Origin of the sequence: Citrobacter sp. Cb031, from assembly GCF_030336725.1 — a bacterium.
GTDB lineage: Bacteria > Pseudomonadota > Gammaproteobacteria > Enterobacterales > Enterobacteriaceae > Citrobacter > Citrobacter braakii.
In genome coordinates this window covers 138,714-156,401 of the sequence record NZ_JAOWDA010000035.1, presented here as the reverse complement: position 1 = coordinate 156,401, position 17,688 = coordinate 138,714, and the positions used below count along the sequence as shown (strand labels likewise).

At 53.5% G+C, this 17,688-nt stretch carries 15 protein-coding genes; 7 read left to right on the top strand and 8 right to left on the bottom strand.

The features are described 5' to 3' along the window. Positions 1–120: 120 nt before the first annotated feature. The 4 genes from thyA to rppH form a co-directional block, all read right to left on the bottom strand. Positions 121–915 (bottom strand): thymidylate synthase, encoded by a 795-nt coding sequence (thyA, locus tag OGV93_RS22510; RefSeq protein ID WP_103928555.1) that lies wholly within the window; start codon positions 913–915, stop codon positions 121–123. 6 nt (positions 916–921) lie between these two features. Beyond that, entirely contained in the window at positions 922–1,797 is an 876-nt protein-coding gene (gene lgt / locus OGV93_RS22505) for a prolipoprotein diacylglyceryl transferase (protein WP_016157378.1), read from the bottom strand. A gap of 164 nt (positions 1,798–1,961) precedes the next feature. Then, positions 1,962–4,208, bottom strand: a complete 2,247-nt coding sequence (gene ptsP / locus OGV93_RS22500) for a phosphoenolpyruvate--protein phosphotransferase (RefSeq protein WP_287110190.1) — start codon at positions 4,206–4,208, stop codon at positions 1,962–1,964. Between the two features lie 12 nt (positions 4,209–4,220). Continuing rightward, on the bottom strand, positions 4,221–4,751 hold the full coding sequence (rppH, locus tag OGV93_RS22495; protein WP_003825602.1) for an RNA pyrophosphohydrolase: 531 nt from the start codon (positions 4,749–4,751) through the stop codon (positions 4,221–4,223). 684 nt (positions 4,752–5,435) lie between these two features. Here rppH and mutH point away from each other — a divergent pair. The 4 genes from mutH (at position 5,436) to OGV93_RS22475 (ending at position 8,429) form a co-directional block, all read left to right on the top strand. Then, entirely contained in the window at positions 5,436–6,131 is a 696-nt protein-coding gene (gene mutH / locus OGV93_RS22490; protein WP_016157380.1) for a DNA mismatch repair endonuclease MutH, read from the top strand. 74 nt (positions 6,132–6,205) lie between these two features. Next, positions 6,206–6,919, top strand: coding sequence for a TerC family protein (locus OGV93_RS22485; RefSeq protein ID WP_016154277.1), 714 nt, complete (start codon positions 6,206–6,208; stop codon positions 6,917–6,919). 144 nt (positions 6,920–7,063) lie between these two features. Next, entirely contained in the window at positions 7,064–7,282 is a 219-nt protein-coding gene (ygdR, locus tag OGV93_RS22480; protein WP_000758660.1) for a lipoprotein YgdR, read from the top strand. Positions 7,283–7,388: 106 nt separating this feature from the next. After that, positions 7,389–8,429 (top strand): NADP(H)-dependent aldo-keto reductase, encoded by a 1,041-nt coding sequence (locus OGV93_RS22475; RefSeq protein ID WP_016154278.1) that lies wholly within the window; start codon positions 7,389–7,391, stop codon positions 8,427–8,429. A gap of 100 nt (positions 8,430–8,529) precedes the next feature. Here OGV93_RS22475 and lplT read toward each other — a convergent pair whose 3' ends face one another. Both lplT and aas read right to left on the bottom strand, forming a co-directional pair. Then, a complete protein-coding gene (gene lplT / locus OGV93_RS22470) occupies positions 8,530–9,735 on the bottom strand; it encodes a lysophospholipid transporter LplT (RefSeq protein ID WP_016154279.1) in 1,206 nt (401 codons plus the stop codon). After that, complete coding sequence (gene aas, locus OGV93_RS22465) at positions 9,728–11,887, bottom strand: bifunctional acyl-ACP--phospholipid O-acyltransferase/long-chain-fatty-acid--ACP ligase (RefSeq protein WP_287110188.1); 2,160 nt, start codon at positions 11,885–11,887, stop codon at positions 9,728–9,730. The genes lplT and aas overlap by 8 nt, the downstream gene beginning before the upstream one ends. 598 nt (positions 11,888–12,485) lie before the next feature. Here aas and galR point away from each other — a divergent pair. Next, positions 12,486–13,514, top strand: a complete 1,029-nt coding sequence (gene galR, locus OGV93_RS22460) for an HTH-type transcriptional regulator GalR (protein WP_016157382.1) — start codon at positions 12,486–12,488, stop codon at positions 13,512–13,514. Positions 13,515–13,527: 13 nt separating this feature from the next. After that, a complete protein-coding gene (locus OGV93_RS22455) occupies positions 13,528–14,538 on the top strand; it encodes a LacI family DNA-binding transcriptional regulator (protein ID WP_016157383.1) in 1,011 nt (336 codons plus the stop codon). 51 nt (positions 14,539–14,589) lie between these two features. Here the strand turns inward: OGV93_RS22455 and lysA are convergent, their stop codons facing one another. Further along, positions 14,590–15,846 carry a diaminopimelate decarboxylase gene (gene lysA / locus OGV93_RS22450; protein ID WP_200083907.1) on the bottom strand — a complete coding sequence of 419 codons (1,257 nt, stop codon included), beginning with the start codon at positions 15,844–15,846 and terminating at the stop codon, positions 14,590–14,592. A gap of 118 nt (positions 15,847–15,964) precedes the next feature. On the opposite strand from lysA, the gene OGV93_RS22445 reads away from it, so the two are divergent. After that, a complete protein-coding gene (locus OGV93_RS22445) occupies positions 15,965–16,900 on the top strand; it encodes a LysR family transcriptional regulator (protein ID WP_016154283.1) in 936 nt (311 codons plus the stop codon). Here the strand turns inward: OGV93_RS22445 and OGV93_RS22440 are convergent. Next, positions 16,872–17,579 (bottom strand): aspartate/glutamate racemase, encoded by a 708-nt coding sequence (locus OGV93_RS22440; RefSeq protein WP_016154284.1) that lies wholly within the window; start codon positions 17,577–17,579, stop codon positions 16,872–16,874. The two genes, OGV93_RS22445 and OGV93_RS22440, sit on opposite strands and share 29 nt — an antisense overlap. Positions 17,580–17,688: the final 109 nt, after the last annotated feature.

The window sequence follows — 17,688 nt, the reverse complement described above, 5'->3', positions numbered from 1 at the left end:
CGAGGAATATTTGTCGCGTTGCAGGTCGTTGCAATATTTCAGGAACCCACGCCGAAGAACGCGATTTGAGACAAAAAAAACCGACGCACACGGGCGTCGGTTGTGACAGCATGAAGCCGATTAGATAGCCACTGGCGCTTTAATACCAGGATGCGGATCGTAGCCTTCAATTTCGAAATCTTCGAAGCGATAGTCAAAGATAGATTTAGGCTTACGTTTGATGACCAGCTTCGGCAGCGCGCGCGGTTCGCGGCTAAGCTGCAGATGCGTTTGATCCATATGGTTGCTGTACAGGTGCGTGTCGCCGCCGGTCCAGACAAAATCACCCACTTCCAGATCGCACTGCTGCGCCATCATGTGTACCAGCAAGGCGTAGCTGGCAATGTTAAACGGCAAACCGAGGAACACATCGCACGAACGCTGATACAACTGGCAGGAGAGCTTGCCATCCGCCACGTAAAACTGGAAGAACGCGTGGCACGGCGCCAGCGCCATTTTATCCAGCTCACCGACGTTCCATGCAGAAACGATAATTCGGCGAGAGTCCGGGTCATTTTTGAGCTGGTTTAACACCGTGGTGATCTGGTCAATATGGCGACCGTCTGGCGTAGGCCACGCACGCCACTGTTTGCCATAAACCGGGCCCAGATTACCGTTTTCATCCGCCCATTCGTCCCAGATTGAGACGTTGTTTTCATGCAGGTAGGCAACGTTGGTGTCGCCCTGCAAAAACCACAGCAGTTCATGAATGATCGAGCGTAAATGACAGCGTTTAGTCGTAACCAGCGGGAACCCTTCCTGCAGATTAAAACGCATCTGATGACCAAAAATGGAAAGCGTTCCGGTTCCGGTACGGTCGTTTTTCTGTGTGCCTTCATCCAGCACTTTTTGCATCAGTTCTAAATACTGTTTCATGGTTCCTCAGGAAACGTGTTGCTGTGGGCTGCGGCGGTACGCCCAAACCATCATAATAATGCCTGCGACAATCATCGGGATTGAGAGGATTTGCCCCATGCTGATGTACTGTACCCAGGTGCCGGTAAACTGCGCATCCGGCTGGCGGAAGAATTCAACGATAATACGAAACGCGCCATAACCAATCAGGAACAGACCGGATACCGAGCCCATCGGGCGCGGTTTACGAATGTAAAGATTAAGAATGATAAACAGCACAACGCCTTCCAGCGCCATCTCATAAAGCTGTGAGGCGTGGCGCGGCAGCGAGCCGTAGGTATCAAAAATTGACTGCCATTGCGGGTTAGTTTGCAGCAGTAAAATGTCTTCGGTACGGGAGCCCGGGAACAGCATGGTGTACTTGAAGTTCGGATCAACGCGTCCCCACAGCTCACCGTTGATAAAGTTGCCCAGACGCCCTGCGCCCAGACCAAACGGAATCAGCGGGGCAATGAAATCAGAAACCTGGAAGAACGAACGCTTGGTGCGTTTGGCGAAGATAATCATCACCAGGATCACACCAATAAGCCCACCGTGGAAGGACATCCCGCCGTCCCAGACGCGGAACAGATACAGTGGGTTATCGAGGAATAACGGGAAGTTATAGAACAGTACGTAACCAATACGCCCTCCAAGGAAAACCCCGAGGAAGCCCGCATACAGTAGATTTTCTACTTCATTTTTGGTCCAGCCACTGCCCGGACGATTAGCACGGCGCGTCGCCAGCCACATCGCAAAAATAAACCCCACCAAATACATTAAGCCGTACCAGTGAAGCGCGACGGGTCCGATTGAGAAAATGACCGGATCGAAATCCGGAAAATGCAGATAGCTACTGGTCATCTGTCACCACAAGTTCTTGTTATTTCGCTGAAGTCAGACAGCAATTGATAAGCGCGCCTGCATAATGCAGGCGCTCCAAAGGTGCGAATGATAGCACATGGGGATCGCAGCGGATGCCGATTACAGTTAAAAGATATGTATACCTACTGTTACCAGCCCCCGATTCACAATCCCCCGCGAATCAGTCCCCCCATGCCACGGCGTTCCATAAAAGCCGCCACCTGATGGCGTACTTCTGTCGCCATCTGCGCTTCCAGGCTGCGTTGCGCCAGCGTTTGCGCCTCATCAAAATCGATATGGCGCAGCAGATATTTAACGCGAGCCACGGAACGACCGTTCATCGACAAATGGCGAAAACCCAGGCCGATCAGAATGGCCACGCACATCGGGTCGCCCGCCATTTCACCGCACAATCGCAAATCGATACCGCTTCTTTCGGCTTCCTGCGCAATCATCGCCAGCACACGTAACATACCCGGATGCAGGCTGTCATAAATGCTGGCCACCCGCGTATTGTTACGATCAACAGCCAGAATGTACTGAGTGAGATCGTTGGTTCCGACCGAGATAAAGTCTATCCGGTTTATCAGATGCGGCAGCATAAACACCATCGACGGAACTTCCAGCATGATGCCAATGCGCGGTTTTGGGATCGCGTAGCCGATCATCTCTTCCACTTCGCGTCCGGCGCGTTCAATCAAACGTCGCGCTTCGTCCACTTCATCAATGCTGGTGACCATCGGCAGCAAAATGCTCAGGTTGCCGGTTGCCGCGTTGGCACGCAGCATGGCCCGAACCTGGATCAAAAAGATCTCCGGCTGATCGAGCGTTATGCGAATACCACGCCAGCCAAGGCACGGGTTCTCTTCACTGATCGGCATGTAGGGCAGTTGTTTATCGGCGCCGACATCCAGCGTACGCAGAGTCACCGGCTTGTCGTTAAACATTTGCAGCATGCCCTGATACTGCGCAACCTGTTCTTCTTCCGAAGGAAAACCGCTTTGCAGCATGAACGGGATTTCGGTGCGATACAGGCCAATGCCGTCGATCCGGCTCCCCAGCTTCTCTTCATGCTCCGGGCTGAGGCCCGCATTGAGCATCACCTTCACACGCTCGCCGCTTTTCAACTGTGCTGGCTGGTTGACGTCGTCTTCCGCCAGGCGGCTCAGCTCAATTTCTTCAGTGATAAGACGCTGGTATTCCTGGATCAATACCGGTTCTGGATCGACCAGCAGTTCACCGCGATAACCGTCCACGACCAGCGTACGGCGATGTAACACCGATGGCTGGATATCGGCCCCCATGACGGTAGGGATACCCAGCGCACGAACCATAATAGCCGCATGAGAGTTGGCCGCGCCGTCCCGGACAACCACACCGACTAAGCGGTCCTGAGGAAGTTCCGCCAGCGTGGTGGCGGAAAGTTCATCCGCCACCAGCACAAAGCGCTCCGGCCAGGTATTCGGCCCCTGGATCGAGTCGTCAAGATGGAACAGCAGACGCTGGCCCAGCGCGCGTAAATCTCCGGCCCGCTCTTTGAGGTAGTTATCACTCAGCGCGGCAAACTGTTCGGCAAACTTTTCAATGATCGTTTTAACGGCCCACTCGGCCACCGAACCGTTATCCACTTCCGCAAACAGCTCACGGCGCAGACGAGTATCGGAAAGCAAGTGTGAGTAGAGATCAAAAATCGCCGCCGTTTCTTTTTGCGCCCCAGCGGTAAAGCGTTTGCTGTAGCGGCGGAATTCATTCGCCGCCTCTTCCAGCGCACCGGTGAGTCGCTCGCGCTCAAGCACCGGATCCAGCGTTGAAGCCTGATAGACCTGCTCCATCAGCGGCAGCGTCGCATCCTGCCAGCCTTCGGCTATTGCCACACCAGGGGCGGCGGGCAATGCGCGGATGCGCGTTTGCCGGTATTGGCCGAACAGCGCGTTAAGCTGCGACTGCGAAAGAATCGCCGCCATTTGCGTGGCGAGCGTGACGAGGAAAGACTCTTCACTTTCATCGTACTGGCGCAATTCGCGCTGCTGGACCACCAGCACACCTAACAACTGACGGCGCTGAATAATCGGTACGCCTAAGAACGCACGAAAGCGCTCTTCTTTTACCGAAGGGATGTATTTAAAGCTGGGATGTTTTTGCGCATCGGCGAGGTTGATAGGTTCCGCCAGCCTGCCAACCAGGCCAACGATACCTTCATCAAACGCGAGTGCGACAGTACGACCACGCGGTTTCTTCAGTCCCCGGGTCGCCATGAGGTAATAACAACGTCGATCGTGATCGGCCAAATAAACCGAACAGACCTCTGTATCCATCGCAAGACAGATGTCGGTAACCAGAATATTCAGCGCTTCATTCAGACGCGGAGCACTGGCCACCTTTTCGACTATTTCGCGCAGGCGGGTGAGCATAATTTGCGTAGCTTAACCTCTTTTACGTCTGTACGCAGGTGCGCTTTGCGGCTTAGGAGTGCTTTCCTGAAGCGCCATGACAACACTTGCGAATTCTTTCATCACCCTGCGATAGACATCGCGTTTAAATGACACCACCTGTCGAACCGGATACCAGTAACTCACCCAGCGCCAGCCGTCGAACTCAGGTGTACTGCTGGTTTGCATATTGATTTCAGCATCGCTGCTGACCAATTGCAGAAGAAACCATTTTTGTTTCTGGCCGATACAAACCGGCTTCGTGTCCCAACGCACCAAACGTTTCGGTAACTTGTAACGCAACCAGTTACGAGTAGAAGCAAGGATCCGTACATCTTTACGACTGAGACCCACTTCTTCAAAGAGTTCCCGGTACATCGCCTGCTCTGCTGTCTCTCCTGCATTTATCCCACCTTGCGGGAATTGCCAGGAGTGCTGACCAAATCGCCGGGCCCACATGACCTGCCCCTGGCGGTTACAAATTACTATCCCTACATTCGGGCGGTAGCCATCGTCATCAATCACCGGACTACCTCAATATAAACCTTATATACAAACGATTGTTTCACACTCCAGAGAGGCGGTAAACCACTCTGTTAAGGGCGCGATACTCTAATAACAATTGAATAACTCACAGCTAAGGGCGAAGTTATAAACAGAAGAAGGGCAAGCAAGGCGATTTTATTCACCTTTTCTGTGGATATAGTTGTGAAGAAGTACGGAATTACTATGGGAAAACCCAGAACAGTCCGAATAAGACATTCGTCACATATCAAAAATAGTCTTCTATATTCATAAAGTTAAAACCGTTCAGCGCAAATAAACCCATAGAAACGTGACGTATATCACGCACACGATCTTCAGGCTGATGAAAGATCGACCAGCGTTGGTTTTATCCACAGATTATGCCAATAAGTTAGGCACAATTTGTGTGAAAATTCGATTTTCGTCGCACGTCAAGGCTGTAAATTGAAACAGTAGTGGGGGTTTTTCACAGTTATCCCATCTTTCTGTGGATAACATGGTGTAAGATCCTGTTCATTGTCAGTGACCAGAATTGGAAAACCCGCTTCGCTGTTGCGCAACTCTGCGTATGTGAATCTAAAAATCAATATAAATCATAGAATTGAATAAAGCATGTGGAAAAAGATAAACTCTGTCCACACGGTATAAAATCTTTGCTCATTTTTTCACCTAAGGGTTAACCCGATGTCAGAACTCCATCCGCTGCTTTCTCCCCCTGAATCTGAAGCCCAGTTGTTGAGCCAGGCACAGCTGCTTTCGGGCTACGCGCTGGGAGAGTTGGCGGCAATGGCGGGACTCGTCGCCCCCAAGGATCTCAAGCGCGATAAAGGCTGGATTGGCGTGCTACTGGAAATCTGGCTCGGCGCCAGTGCGGGCAGCAAACCGGAGCAGGATTTTGCGGCGCTGGGCGTGGAGCTGAAAACAATCCCAGTGGATAGCCTTGGCAGACCGCTGGAAACCACCTTTGTGTGCGTGGCACCGTTAACCGGCAATACCGGCGTTACCTGGGAAACCAGCCATGTGCGGCACAAACTTAAACGCGTTCTGTGGATCCCGGTAGAAGGCGAACGCAGCATCCCGCTGGCGGAGCGCCGCGTCGGTTCTCCCCTGCTGTGGAGCCCGAATGAAGAAGAAGACCGGCAATTGCGTCTGGACTGGGAAGAGTTGATGGATATGATTGTGTTAGGCCACGTCGAACGCATCACTGCCCGCCATGGGGAAGTGCTACAGCTGCGTCCTAAAGCCGCCAACGCCCGAGCGCTTACCGAGGCCATTGGCGCCCATGGCGAACCCATCCTGACCCTACCACGCGGTTTTTACTTGAAAAAGAACTTCACGCGCGCATTGCTTGAGCGACATTTCTTGTTCCAGGCGCAATAGCACCGTCCGGTCTTTCACCCGCCGCGTTACGGGCCTATAATTACCGCTTCTTTTTTTTGGCAGGACTTTGTTCGATGTTATTTGCATGGATAACCGATCCTAACGCCTGGCTTGCGCTCGGTACGCTGACGCTGCTGGAGATCGTTCTTGGGATCGACAATATTATTTTCCTCTCTCTGGTTGTAGCCAAACTCCCGACAGCGCAACGCAATCATGCCCGACGTATTGGGCTTGCGGCGGCGATGATCATGCGTCTGGCACTGCTCGCCTCTATTGCCTGGGTAACGCGTCTGACAAACCCGCTATTCGAAGTGTTTGGCGAGGCAATATCAGCGCGCGACCTGATCCTTCTACTCGGGGGATTGTTCCTGATCTGGAAAGCCAGTAAGGAGATCCACGAATCCATTGAAGGTGAGGAAGAGGGGCTGAAAACCCGCGTTTCCTCTTTTCTGGGCGCGATTGTGCAGATCATGTTGTTAGACATAATCTTCAGCCTGGATTCCGTGATTACTGCGGTAGGCTTGTCCGATCATCTGTTTATCATGATGGCGGCAGTGGTGATTGCCGTGGGTGTGATGATGTTTGCTGCACGCCCGATTGGCGATTTTGTCGACCGCCATCCTTCGGTAAAAATGCTGGCGCTCTCGTTCCTGATTCTGGTCGGTTTCACGCTAATTCTGGAAAGTTTCGACGTCCACGTTCCGAAAGGATATATCTATTTCGCCATGTTCTTCTCTATTGCGGTAGAGACCCTGAACCTGTGGCGTAATAAAAAAAATCCGCTCTGATGAAATCCATCGCTCCCCGCACGGGGAGCGAATGCGCGCCACACCTACCTCTTCTCACAGTTTAAGATTTTACTGCTTTCGCCATGCACAACTTCGCGTTATTACTAAACTATTGTCAGATGCAGGCCATGTGAGGATAAGCAGATGAAAAAATGGGCAGTTTTGATTTCCGCCGTAGGACTGGCTTTTGCCGTTTCCGGATGCAGCAGTGATTATGTAATGGCGACAAAAGATGGTCGAATGATCCTGACCGATGGAAAACCAGAAATTGACGATGATACCGGTCTGGTGAGCTATCACGACCAGCAAGGCAATGCGATGCAGATTAATCGCGATGATGTGTCTCAAATCATTGAACGCTGATGGTTGAGGTCAGCAGCGCGCTGGCCTTAACAATTTTACTTCCCTTTTTCTCTTCCCTCAGCCATTTTTATAATCCTTATGTCGTGATTATAAAAAGGAAACGGCTATGCAATATCACCGTATACCCCACAGCTCGCTTGAAGTCAGTACACTGGGGCTGGGCACAATGACGTTTGGTGAACAAAACAGCGAAGCCGACGCACATGCACAGCTCGATTATGCCGTAGAACAAGGCATAAATTTGATCGACGTTGCCGAGATGTATCCGGTACCGCCGCGTCCTGAAACCCAGGGTCTCACCGAAACCTACGTAGGTAACTGGCTCGCCAAACACGGCAGCCGTGAAAAGCTAATCGTTGCTTCTAAGGTCAGTGGACCTTCACGTAACAACGACAGCGGTATTCGACCGAATCAGGCGCTGGACCGTAAAAATATTCGTGAAGCGCTGCACGACAGCCTGAAAAGACTGCAAACCGATTACCTGGATCTGTATCAGGTTCACTGGCCGCAGCGCCCGACCAACTGCTTTGGTAAGTTAGGCTACAGCTGGACGGACTCTGCGCCAGTCGTTTCGCTGCTGGATACGCTGGACGCGCTGGCAGAGTTTCAGCGCGCGGGGAAAATTCGCTACATCGGCGTGTCCAATGAAACCGCGTTTGGCGTGATGCGCTACCTGCACCTGGCGGACAAGCACGATCTGCCGCGCATCGCCACCATCCAGAACCCCTACAGCCTGCTGAATCGCAGCTTTGAGGTTGGACTAGCGGAAGTGAGCCAGTATGAAGGCGTTGAACTGCTGGCCTACTCTTGCCTTGGTTTCGGTACATTAACCGGTAAATACCTGAACGGCGCGAAGCCTGCCGGTGCACGCAATACGCTGTTTAGCCGTTTCACACGTTACAGCGGCGAGCAAACGCAAAAAGCCGTTGCGGCCTATGTGGATATCGCGAAACGCCATAATCTGGATCCTGCGCAAATGGCGTTGGCATTCGTGCGTCGTCAGCCGTTTGTCGCCAGCACCCTGCTGGGAGCCACGACGATGGAGCAGCTAAAAACCAACGTTGAAAGCCTGCATCTGGAGTTGAGCGAAGAAGTACTGGCAGAGATTGAAGCGGTGCATCAGGTGTATACCTATCCTGCACCGTGACGGTTAGTGCCTGATGGCGCTACGCTTATCAGACCTACAAATTGCTGCTCTCTGTAGGCCAGATAAGGCGACGCTGCCATCCGGCACATTCATTGTTCATTCATCTCGTACCAGGCTGGCGGCGCTGCCAAATCCACAGCGCCGCAATCGCCAGCGCAAACAGCGCGCCGAAACCAATACCAATCGCTACCGCCGGGATCCCCACCAGCACTGCCAGTGAGTAAATCCCAAGCATCAGCAGCATCGCGCTGTTTTCGCCCAGGTTTTGCACCGCGATCGCATTACCCGCACCGACGCTTTTCTTGCCCCGCTCCTGCAGCAACGCATTCAGCGGTACCACAAAGAAGCCACCTGACACGCCGATAAGCATCAGCAACGCGTAAGCCGGAAGCAGCGCATGCTGAAGTGAGAAAATCAGCACCACGACGCCAATCAGGATCCCCGCTGGCATACAGCGCGACACGGTTTCCAGCGTCACCAGCTTCGCTGCCGCCCCCGCGCCTACGACAATCCCAATCGCTACCATAGCATTGAGGTAGGTCGGCGTAGCGTTATCGGTGATGCCGAGCGCCACCGGAACCCACAGCACCAGCAGAAAACGCAGCGTGACGCCCGCGCCCCAAAAAAGGCTGGTTCCGACCAACGAAAAACGGGTTTCACCGTTGCGCCACAGCGAAGAGGCGGCGCAGAAGAAACTGCGCGTCATTTTCCCCAGATGCCAGGATTGGCCAGGACGAGCCGCGGCCAGTTTCGGGATGTACAGGTTAGCCACCACGGCGCCAGCATAGGCCAGCGCACAGGCAGAAAGTGCGGCAATCACATGCCAGTCGGCCAGAACGCCGCCGGCGACAGAACCGAGCAAAATCGCGGCGATGGTGGAGGCTTCCATCAGGCCGTTGGCTTTCACCAGTTTGTCACCGGTGGTCAATTCACCGAGAATGCCATACTTGGCCGGTGAGTACGCGGCCGCGCCAATCCCCACCAGCGTATACCCGAGAAACGGATTAATGCCGAAGCAAATACTCGCCGCGCCCAGCAGTTTCAGGGCGTTCGCGAACATCATCACTCTGCCTTTGGCAAAGCTATCCGCCACCTGTCCAACAAATGGCGCAAACAGGATGTAAGCGCCCACAAACACCATTTGCAGGATTGGCTGGCTCCAGTCCGGATAAAATTGTTCCTTCAGCAGCGCCAGCGTGGCGAACAGCAGCGCGTTATCGCCAAACGCCGACAGAAACTGCGCGGCGATGACGGACATCATCCCTTTGGACCAGATTGAAGTGTTAGTGTGCGCTGACTCAATCATGTTGTTTTTCCGGCTCATCGACCCAGCTTTTCAGCGTAACAAAATCCGGCTTACCGCTGCCGAGTAATGGGAGTTGCTTCAGGTGGCGAATATCACGCGGTACGGCAAGTTCAGGCACGCCATGCGCTCGCGCATACTGCTGTAGTTTTTCACGCGTGAGTTCGCTGTCGGTAGTGAACAGCACCAGCGCCTCACCTTTGCTGGCATCGCTCTTGATCGCCGTGGCGTGCATTTTGTCTGCAGATACCGCCAATGCCAGTTGCTCAACCATTTCCAGCGAGACCATCTCTCCGGCAATTTTAGCAAAACGCTTGGCGCGCCCCTGGATCTGTACAAAGCCGTTTTCATCAAAGCGGACGATGTCTCCGGTGTCATACCAGCCGCGCTCAATCTCACCCTGCGCATTTTCTGCCGTCGGCACTTCCAGCACGCCAGGTTTTTCGACGCGCAAATAGCCGCTCATAATATTCGGGCCTTTCAGTTGTAAACGCCCACCGTCCTCAATACCCGGAACAGCCAGCAGTCGGGCATCCATGCCAGGCAAGATGCGCCCTACCGTTCCTGATTTTGCCGCCATCGGCACATTGATCGACACAACCGGCGCACATTCCGTCACGCCATAGCCTTCAAGGACGCGCAGGCCAAATTTCTCCTGCCATAGCTGCTTTGTGCTGTCTTGCAGTTTTTCTGCGCCTGCCACCACATAGCGCAGGCGGTGGAAATCGTACGGATGCGCGAAACGCGCATAGTTACCGAGGAACGTTGAAGTACCAAACAACACGGTGCAGTTCCGGTCGTACACCAGCTCCGGCACAATGCGGTAATGAAGCGGGCTGGGATAAAGAAACACTTCTGCACCGGTCAGTAGCGGCGTGAATAATCCCACCGTCAGGCCAAAGGAGTGGAACAGCGGCAGTGCCGACATAAAACGGTCATCGGCGGTGAAATCGGCAATTGTTTTAATCTGCTCAACGTTCGCCAGAATACTCTTGTGGCTGTGGACCACGCCTTTCGGATGGCCTTCCGAACCAGACGTAAAGAGGATCACCGCAGCCTCTTCCGGCTGCTGTTTCACCTGCGCCAGATGCGGTGCCAGCAGATGTGAGAAAATCCACAGCTTATCGCTCAACGTCACATCGGCTTTTAAATCTTCCAGATAAACCCAGCGTACCTGGGTGAGCTGTTCCGGTAGATGCCAGAGTTTGCCTTTATCGAGAAACTGTCGGGAAGTGAAGATCGTTTTGATTTCAGACGCAGTAATGGCGCTGGTTAACCCTTTCACGCCCGCCGTGTAGTTCATCATGGCCGGAATGCGTCGACGCGCAATGGCTCCAAAAATGACCGCCGCGCTGATCCCCGCATTTGGCAGCATCAGGCCGATTTTTTCACCTTCGGCGCTGTATTTTTCCAGAATACGGGCCACAAAGAGCGTCTTAGTCAGCAGTTTGCGGTAGCTGTCCGGCGTAAAGTTAACATCTTCAATGCAGTTTTTGCCCGCGCCAAAACGGTATTTTGCCGCCAGCAGCGACTCGTATAGCGTTTCACGCGGGCGTACCGCCATACGTGCTTCCATCATAATTTGATGCAGCATTTCACCGGCGATTTTGCGGCGATCGCGAGCTCGCGGGGCTTCCGGCATTGGCATTTGGGTCGGCGGTAGAATGTGCAGTTGGATACGCGGGAAGAATCGCTGTTTAACCAGACCTTTCAAGCGGCTGAAGTGGGAAAGCTCTGCCCCCTCAATGCGGACAGGAACGACCGTCGCTCCCGACTTCGCGGCGACAAACCCGGCACCGTCATATATTTTCATCAACGAACCGGTGGTCGAAATGCGTCCTTCGGGAAAAATCACCACCGGACGGCCCTGCTCGACCAGACGGACCAGATGCTTAATCGACATCGGTTTGGTTGGGTCTAACGGCACAAAGTCAATCAGCGGGGTTAGCCAGCGCATATACCATTGCTGGCTGATCGAGGTGTAAACGGCGAAGACGGGACGAATCGGTAAAAATAGCGCCAGTAGGATGCCGTCTATAAATGAGACATGGTTGGGAATGATTAGAACGCGTTCTCCCTGTAGCGCGCTGACATTGCCCGTGACGCGAACGCGGAAAAGCACGCGAAACAGATTACGAAAAAAGCCAAATAGCATCTCAACTCCCTGTGCCATTAATTATAGAAACATTAATGGTGGGAGAGTATACGAGTTGGGGAATGGGCGCGACAGGTAAACAGGTAAATACAGTCCGAAAAAAAACCTGCGCATCCGCGCAGGTCGGTGCAAGAGACAGGTACGAAGTGCGTACCGAATAATCTCACCAATCAATACCTCTGGGATCTTGATTGTGGTCGTCAGCAGCCAGATACGCCAGTACGAAAACGCAAAGGAATGAACCCAAATGCAACGAGTTGTGTAAATTATCGGTTACTGTTACAGATAGGCTGAAGGCAAAAAAAAACCTGCGCATCTGCGCAGGCTGGTGTAATTCTAGTGATCAACCCGAAAGTTGATTTCACCTATCAATACCTCTGGGATCCCAACTTTAGCAATCCGCTCAGTTCTCCCACCAGCGAACAATCGCAACAGCACATCGCAAAGTGTAAGCAAAAATTAGCATTTTCTATTTTCTGTCTTACTTCGCTCGCGCGCGCTCACATTTGCGAGGTCCTGACGGGCAATCTGCTTGAACAGCCAGCCATTTTCCGTAACACTGACGGAATGTAAGCGTTTACCCACAACAGGTACTATCATGGCGACCATAAAGGATGTAGCCCGACTAGCTGGTGTATCAGTCGCCACCGTTTCTCGAGTGATCAATGATTCCCCCAAAGCCAGCGAAGCATCGCGTCTGGCCGTAACGAGTGCAATGGAATCACTCAGCTACCACCCCAATGCGAATGCGCGTGCACTGGCGCAACAATCCACAGAAACCATCGGTCTGGTCGTTGGTGATGTGTCCGATCCATTCTTCGGGGCAATGGTTAAAGCTGTCGAGCAGGTGGCCTATAACACCGGGAATTTTTTGCTGATTGGCAACGGCTACCATAATGAACAGAAGGAACGTCAGGCGATTGAACAGCTCATTCGCCACCGCTGCGCGGCCCTTGTTGTCCATGCCAAAATCATCCCGGATGCGGATCTGGCTTCATTAATGAAGCAAATCCCCGGCATGGTATTGATTAACCGAATTCTGCCGGGATTCGAACAACGCTGCGTTGCCCTCGATGACCGTTTCGGCGCGTGGCTCGCTACCCGACACCTTATTCAGCAGGGCCATACGCGCATTGGCTACCTGTGTTCTAATCACAGTATTTCTGATGCGGAAGATCGTCTGCAAGGCTATTACGACGCGCTGGCGGAGAGCAATATACCGGTGAGCGATCGACTGGTGACGTTCGGCGAACCGGATGAAAGCGGCGGTGAACAGGCCATGACCGAGTTACTTGGTCGTGGCAAAAACTTCACTGCGGTAGCCTGCTACAACGACTCAATGGCGGCTGGCGCCATGGGCGTATTGAATGATAACGGCATTGATGTGCCGGGAGAAATCTCGCTGATTGGCTTTGATGATGTGCTGATTTCCCGCTATGTGCGCCCACGTCTGACCACGGTACGCTATCCCATCGTGACGATGGCAACCCAGGCCGCTGAACTGGCGCTCGCGCTGGCGGAGAAGCGACCCGCACCTGAAATTACCCACGTCTTTAACCCAACTCTGGTGCGTCGCCATTCCGTTTCGGCGCTGACAGAGCCGGGGAACTCATCGTCAAACGATTAACCAGGATTGCGTCATGACTACGATGTTGGACGTTTCACGACACGCAGGCGTCTCAAAAGCGACAGTTTCGCGCGTACTAAATGGAACGGGCCAGGTAAAAGAGAGCACACGCCAGAAAGTGTTCAAGGCCATGCAGGCACTCGATTATCGGCCCAACTTTTTAGCGCGCTCTTTGGCGAATCGCACCAGCAACAGCATTGGCCTGGTGGTTTCCACATTTGATGGATTCTACTTTGGCCGCCTGCTGCAACAGGCCTCGCGCCAGACGGAGTCTCACGGCAAGCAGTTGATCGTCACCGATGGTCACGACACGCCGGAGCGTGAGCAGGAAGCCGTGCAAATGCTGGCCGACAGGCAGTGCGACGCCATTATTCTCTATACCCGCTATATGAGTGAAACGGCGATTATGTCGCTGATGAACAGCATTGCGATGCCTTTGCTGGTCATCAACCGTGATGTCAGTCAGGCCCGCGATCGCGCGATTTTCTTTGAGCAGGAAGACGCGGCGTATCAGGCGGTCAATTATCTGATCTCGCAGGGGCACAGCGATATTGCTTGCATCACCGTGCCAGGCCATACGCCTACCGGTAAATCCCGCCTGATGGGGTATCGTAAGGCTCTGGAAAAAAACGGTATTCCCTGGGATCCTGATAAGGTTAAATACGGCGACTCCACGATGACGCGAGGCTATGAAGCCTGTCGAGAACTGCTGGAGGAAGGGGTGAAATTCAGCGCCCTGTTCGCCTGTAACGATGATATGGCATTAGGTGCATCAAAAGCGTTACATCAGGCCGGACTGAGGATCCCGACGGACGTCTCGCTGTTTGGTTTTGATGATGCGCCCAGCGCCAAATGGCTGGAACCGGGGTTATCTACCGTTTATCTGCCGATTGATACCATGATAACCACGGCAATCGACCAGGCTATACGTCTGGCCAACGGTGAGAGCGTGGAGCCGATCCCTCCGTTTACCGGCAAACTGGTATTACGTGACTCAGTAACGCTCGGACCGTACTTTAAGTAATATGAAAAAGAGCCGGATGGCGACGCAAGCACCTTATCCGGCCAGCTTTACTCAGATTAATTCCAGCGCTAACAGCTCATCAATGGTCTGGCGACGACGAATCAGTCGCGCCACGCCGTTATCAAACAAGACCTCCGGCAGCAGCGGGCGGCTATTGTAGTTTGACGACATTGACGCTCCGTACGCCCCGGTATCATGCAAAACCAGATAATCACCCGGCGCCACCGCAGGCAACAGACGGGTTTCCACATTTCCGCCTTCCTGCTGGGTAAACACGTCGCCTGATTCGCACAGCGGTCCGGCCACCACGGTCTCCCGTTGAGGAGTTTGTTCCAGAGAACGACCATCTCCCGCCAGCGCGGAGATATGGTGATAGCTACCGTACATGGCCGGGCGCATCAGATCGTTGAAGCCCGCATCGATCAGCACAAAGTGACGGCTGCCCATCTCTTTTACGCTGCGCACCTGCGCCACTAACACACCGGCTTCCGCGACCAGGAAACGCCCTGGTTCGATCTCCAGTTTGACGGCATGACCCAGATGACGCGCAATACTATCGCGCGCAGCGTTCCACAATCCAAAATAGTGATCGGTGTCGATCGCCTCTTCACCTTCGCGATACGGGATTGATAAACCGCCGCCTGCGGAGATCGCCTCCAGATCCTGACCAAATTCCACCACCTGACGCACCATCGCGCCGCACACCTGCTCCAGATGCGCGTAGTCCACGCCAGAGCCGATATGCATATGAATACCTACCAGCTTCAGCTTATAGCGCTGAATTACCTCCAGCGCCGCCGGAAGATCGCTGTACCAGATACCGTGCTTGCTGTTTTCTCCCCCGGTATTGGTTTTCTGACTGTGTCCATGCCCAAAGCCAGGGTTTACGCGGAGCCACACGCGATGGCCCGGCGAGAGCTGGCCTAGTTGTTCCAGCATATCGACCGACCCGGCATTTACCGGAATGCTCAATTCATGCACCCGGGCGAGCGTCGCTTCATCAATCATATCGGCGGTAAAGACAATCTCATCTTTGCCCGGTACAAAACCTGCCGCCAGCGCGCGTTCAATTTCGCCAAGCGAGACGGAATCGACCTTCACGCCCTGCTCGCGCATCAGGCGCAAAATATGAATATTCGAACATGCCTTCTGGGCAAAACGCACTACGTCAAACTGACTCAGTTTGGCAATCTGCGCGCGAATAATCTGCGCATCATAGACCCACACCGGGCAGCCGAATTCGGCAGGCAGGCGCAACAGGTTGTCGGCGGTCAGGTCAGTGTCTGTGTTGTTGAGTGGGCGTGGCATGGTGTGCTCCGGTATTGGCTTTTTTATGATTACGCCACAGCCCAAAAAGAATAAAAAATATCGTTTTATCGTGAGTCTATGCAAAAATGATATGGATTAGCTCATTCGAGGATTGCCTATGCCCGCGGTTAACCTGCGCCACATTGAAATTTTTCACGCCATCATGACCGCTGGTAATCTGACGGAAGCCGCGCGCATGCTACATACCTCGCAGCCCACCGTCAGTCGGGAACTGGCCCGATTCGAAAAAGTCCTGGGATTAACGCTGTTTGAACGCACGCGTGGCCGACTGCATCCAACCGTGCAAGGCTTACGTCTGTTTGAAGAGGTACAACGTTCGTGGTACGGCCTGGACAGAATTGTGAGCGCCGCCGAAAGCCTGCGCGAATTTCGTCAAGGTGAATTGTCGATTGTTTGCCTGCCGGTATTTTCACAGTCCTTTTTACCGCCGCTGCTGCAGCCATTTCTCGCGCGCTATCCGCAGGTCAACATTCAGATCGTGCCGCAGGAGTCACCACTGTTGGAAGAGTGGCTGTCGGCGCAGCGCCACGATCTGGGGTTAACGGAAACGCTGCATACGCCAGCCGGAACGAAACGCACCGAATTGCTGGCGCTGGATGAAGTGTGTGTACTGCCGCAGGGGCATCCGCTGACCGAGAAAGCGGTATTAACGCCGCAGGATTTTCAGGGAGAGAACTACATCAGCCTGTCGCGGACCGACAGTTACCGTCAGCTATTGGACACCCTGTTTAACGAACATCAGGTGAAGCGCCGCATGGTGATTGAAACCCACAGCGCCGCTTCAATTTGTGCAATGGTGCGGGCGGGCGTGGGGATCTCGGTGGTAAACCCACTGACCGCGCTGGATTATGCCAGCAGCGGAGTGGTTATCCGCCGCTTCAGTATTTCGGTACCCTTTACGGTCAGCCTGATCCACCCACTTCATCGCCCTGCCTCGGCGCTGGTCGATGCTTTTACGGCGCATCTGCAAGCCCAACTCCCGAGGCTTATCGATCCACTGGAGGCTATTTTGTATCCACAGACGAAAGCATAAACGCCACCGCATCTTGCGCATGGATTGCCGCGGTGTCGAAAACCGGTAATGGACTTAGCTCGGCTGGAACCAGCAGACCAATCTCGGTACAGCCAAAGATAACCCCTTGAGCGCCCTGTTTAGCCAACTGATCAATTACGCTCAGGTAGTAGTCGCGGGAGGCGTTGCTGAACTCACCGAGGCACAGCTCGTCGAAAATAATCTGGTTTATTTTCTGACGGTCATCAGCCTCAGGAATAAGCGTGCTAATACCAAATTCAGTCTGTAGGCGTCCGCGGTAAAAATCCTGCTCCATGGTGTAGCGCGTACCCAGTAGCGCCACATTGCTCATCTGCTGTTTTTGTATGGCCCGACCCGTCGCATCGGCAATATGCAGGAACGGCACGTCACAGGCGGTTTCAATCGCCTCAGCAACTTTGTGCATGGTGTTGGTACACAACACAATCCCTTCCGCTCCGGCTTGCTGAAGCCCTGCGGCGGCCTGCGCGAGGATCTCCCCAGCTCGCTGCCAGTCACCGCCAGACTGACAGGCTTCAATCTCGTGAAAATCTACGCTGTGCAACAGAATCTGTGCCGAGTGCAGGCCACCCAGACGCTGTTTTACCCCTTCATTAATGAGTCGATAATAAGGAATGGTGGATTCCCAGCTCATTCCGCCTAACAGACCGATCGTTTTCATCATTTCCCCTGATTTGTTGTTATCTCTCCAGTGAACCAAAGATGTGATCAACTTTCCACATCTGTTGGCGTGCATTTCTTTTTTTAATTTTCTGATATAGGTTTAATGA

What these genes read in the sequence shown, in the direction of transcription:
- thyA (WP_103928555.1), bottom strand. Translation starts at nt 915, where the DNA reads ATGAAACAGTATTTAGAACTGATGCAAAAAGTGCTGGATGAAGGCACA.
- lgt (WP_016157378.1), bottom strand. Translation starts at nt 1,797, where the DNA reads ATGACCAGTAGCTATCTGCATTTTCCGGATTTCGATCCGGTCATTTTC.
- ptsP (WP_287110190.1), bottom strand. Translation starts at nt 4,208, where the DNA reads ATGCTCACCCGCCTGCGCGAAATAGTCGAAAAGGTGGCCAGTGCTCCG.
- mutH (WP_016157380.1), top strand. Translation starts at nt 5,436, where the DNA reads ATGTCAGAACTCCATCCGCTGCTTTCTCCCCCTGAATCTGAAGCCCAG.
- OGV93_RS22485 (WP_016154277.1), top strand. Translation starts at nt 6,206, where the DNA reads ATGTTATTTGCATGGATAACCGATCCTAACGCCTGGCTTGCGCTCGGT.
- ygdR (WP_000758660.1), top strand. Translation starts at nt 7,064, where the DNA reads ATGAAAAAATGGGCAGTTTTGATTTCCGCCGTAGGACTGGCTTTTGCC.
- OGV93_RS22475 (WP_016154278.1), top strand. Translation starts at nt 7,389, where the DNA reads ATGCAATATCACCGTATACCCCACAGCTCGCTTGAAGTCAGTACACTG.
- lplT (WP_016154279.1), bottom strand. Translation starts at nt 9,735, where the DNA reads ATGATTGAGTCAGCGCACACTAACACTTCAATCTGGTCCAAAGGGATG.
- aas (WP_287110188.1), bottom strand. Translation starts at nt 11,887, where the DNA reads ATGCTATTTGGCTTTTTTCGTAATCTGTTTCGCGTGCTTTTCCGCGTT.
- galR (WP_016157382.1), top strand. Translation starts at nt 12,486, where the DNA reads ATGGCGACCATAAAGGATGTAGCCCGACTAGCTGGTGTATCAGTCGCC.
- OGV93_RS22455 (WP_016157383.1), top strand. Translation starts at nt 13,528, where the DNA reads ATGACTACGATGTTGGACGTTTCACGACACGCAGGCGTCTCAAAAGCG.
- lysA (WP_200083907.1), bottom strand. Translation starts at nt 15,846, where the DNA reads ATGCCACGCCCACTCAACAACACAGACACTGACCTGACCGCCGACAAC.
- OGV93_RS22445 (WP_016154283.1), top strand. Translation starts at nt 15,965, where the DNA reads ATGCCCGCGGTTAACCTGCGCCACATTGAAATTTTTCACGCCATCATG.
- OGV93_RS22440 (WP_016154284.1), bottom strand. Translation starts at nt 17,579, where the DNA reads ATGAAAACGATCGGTCTGTTAGGCGGAATGAGCTGGGAATCCACCATT.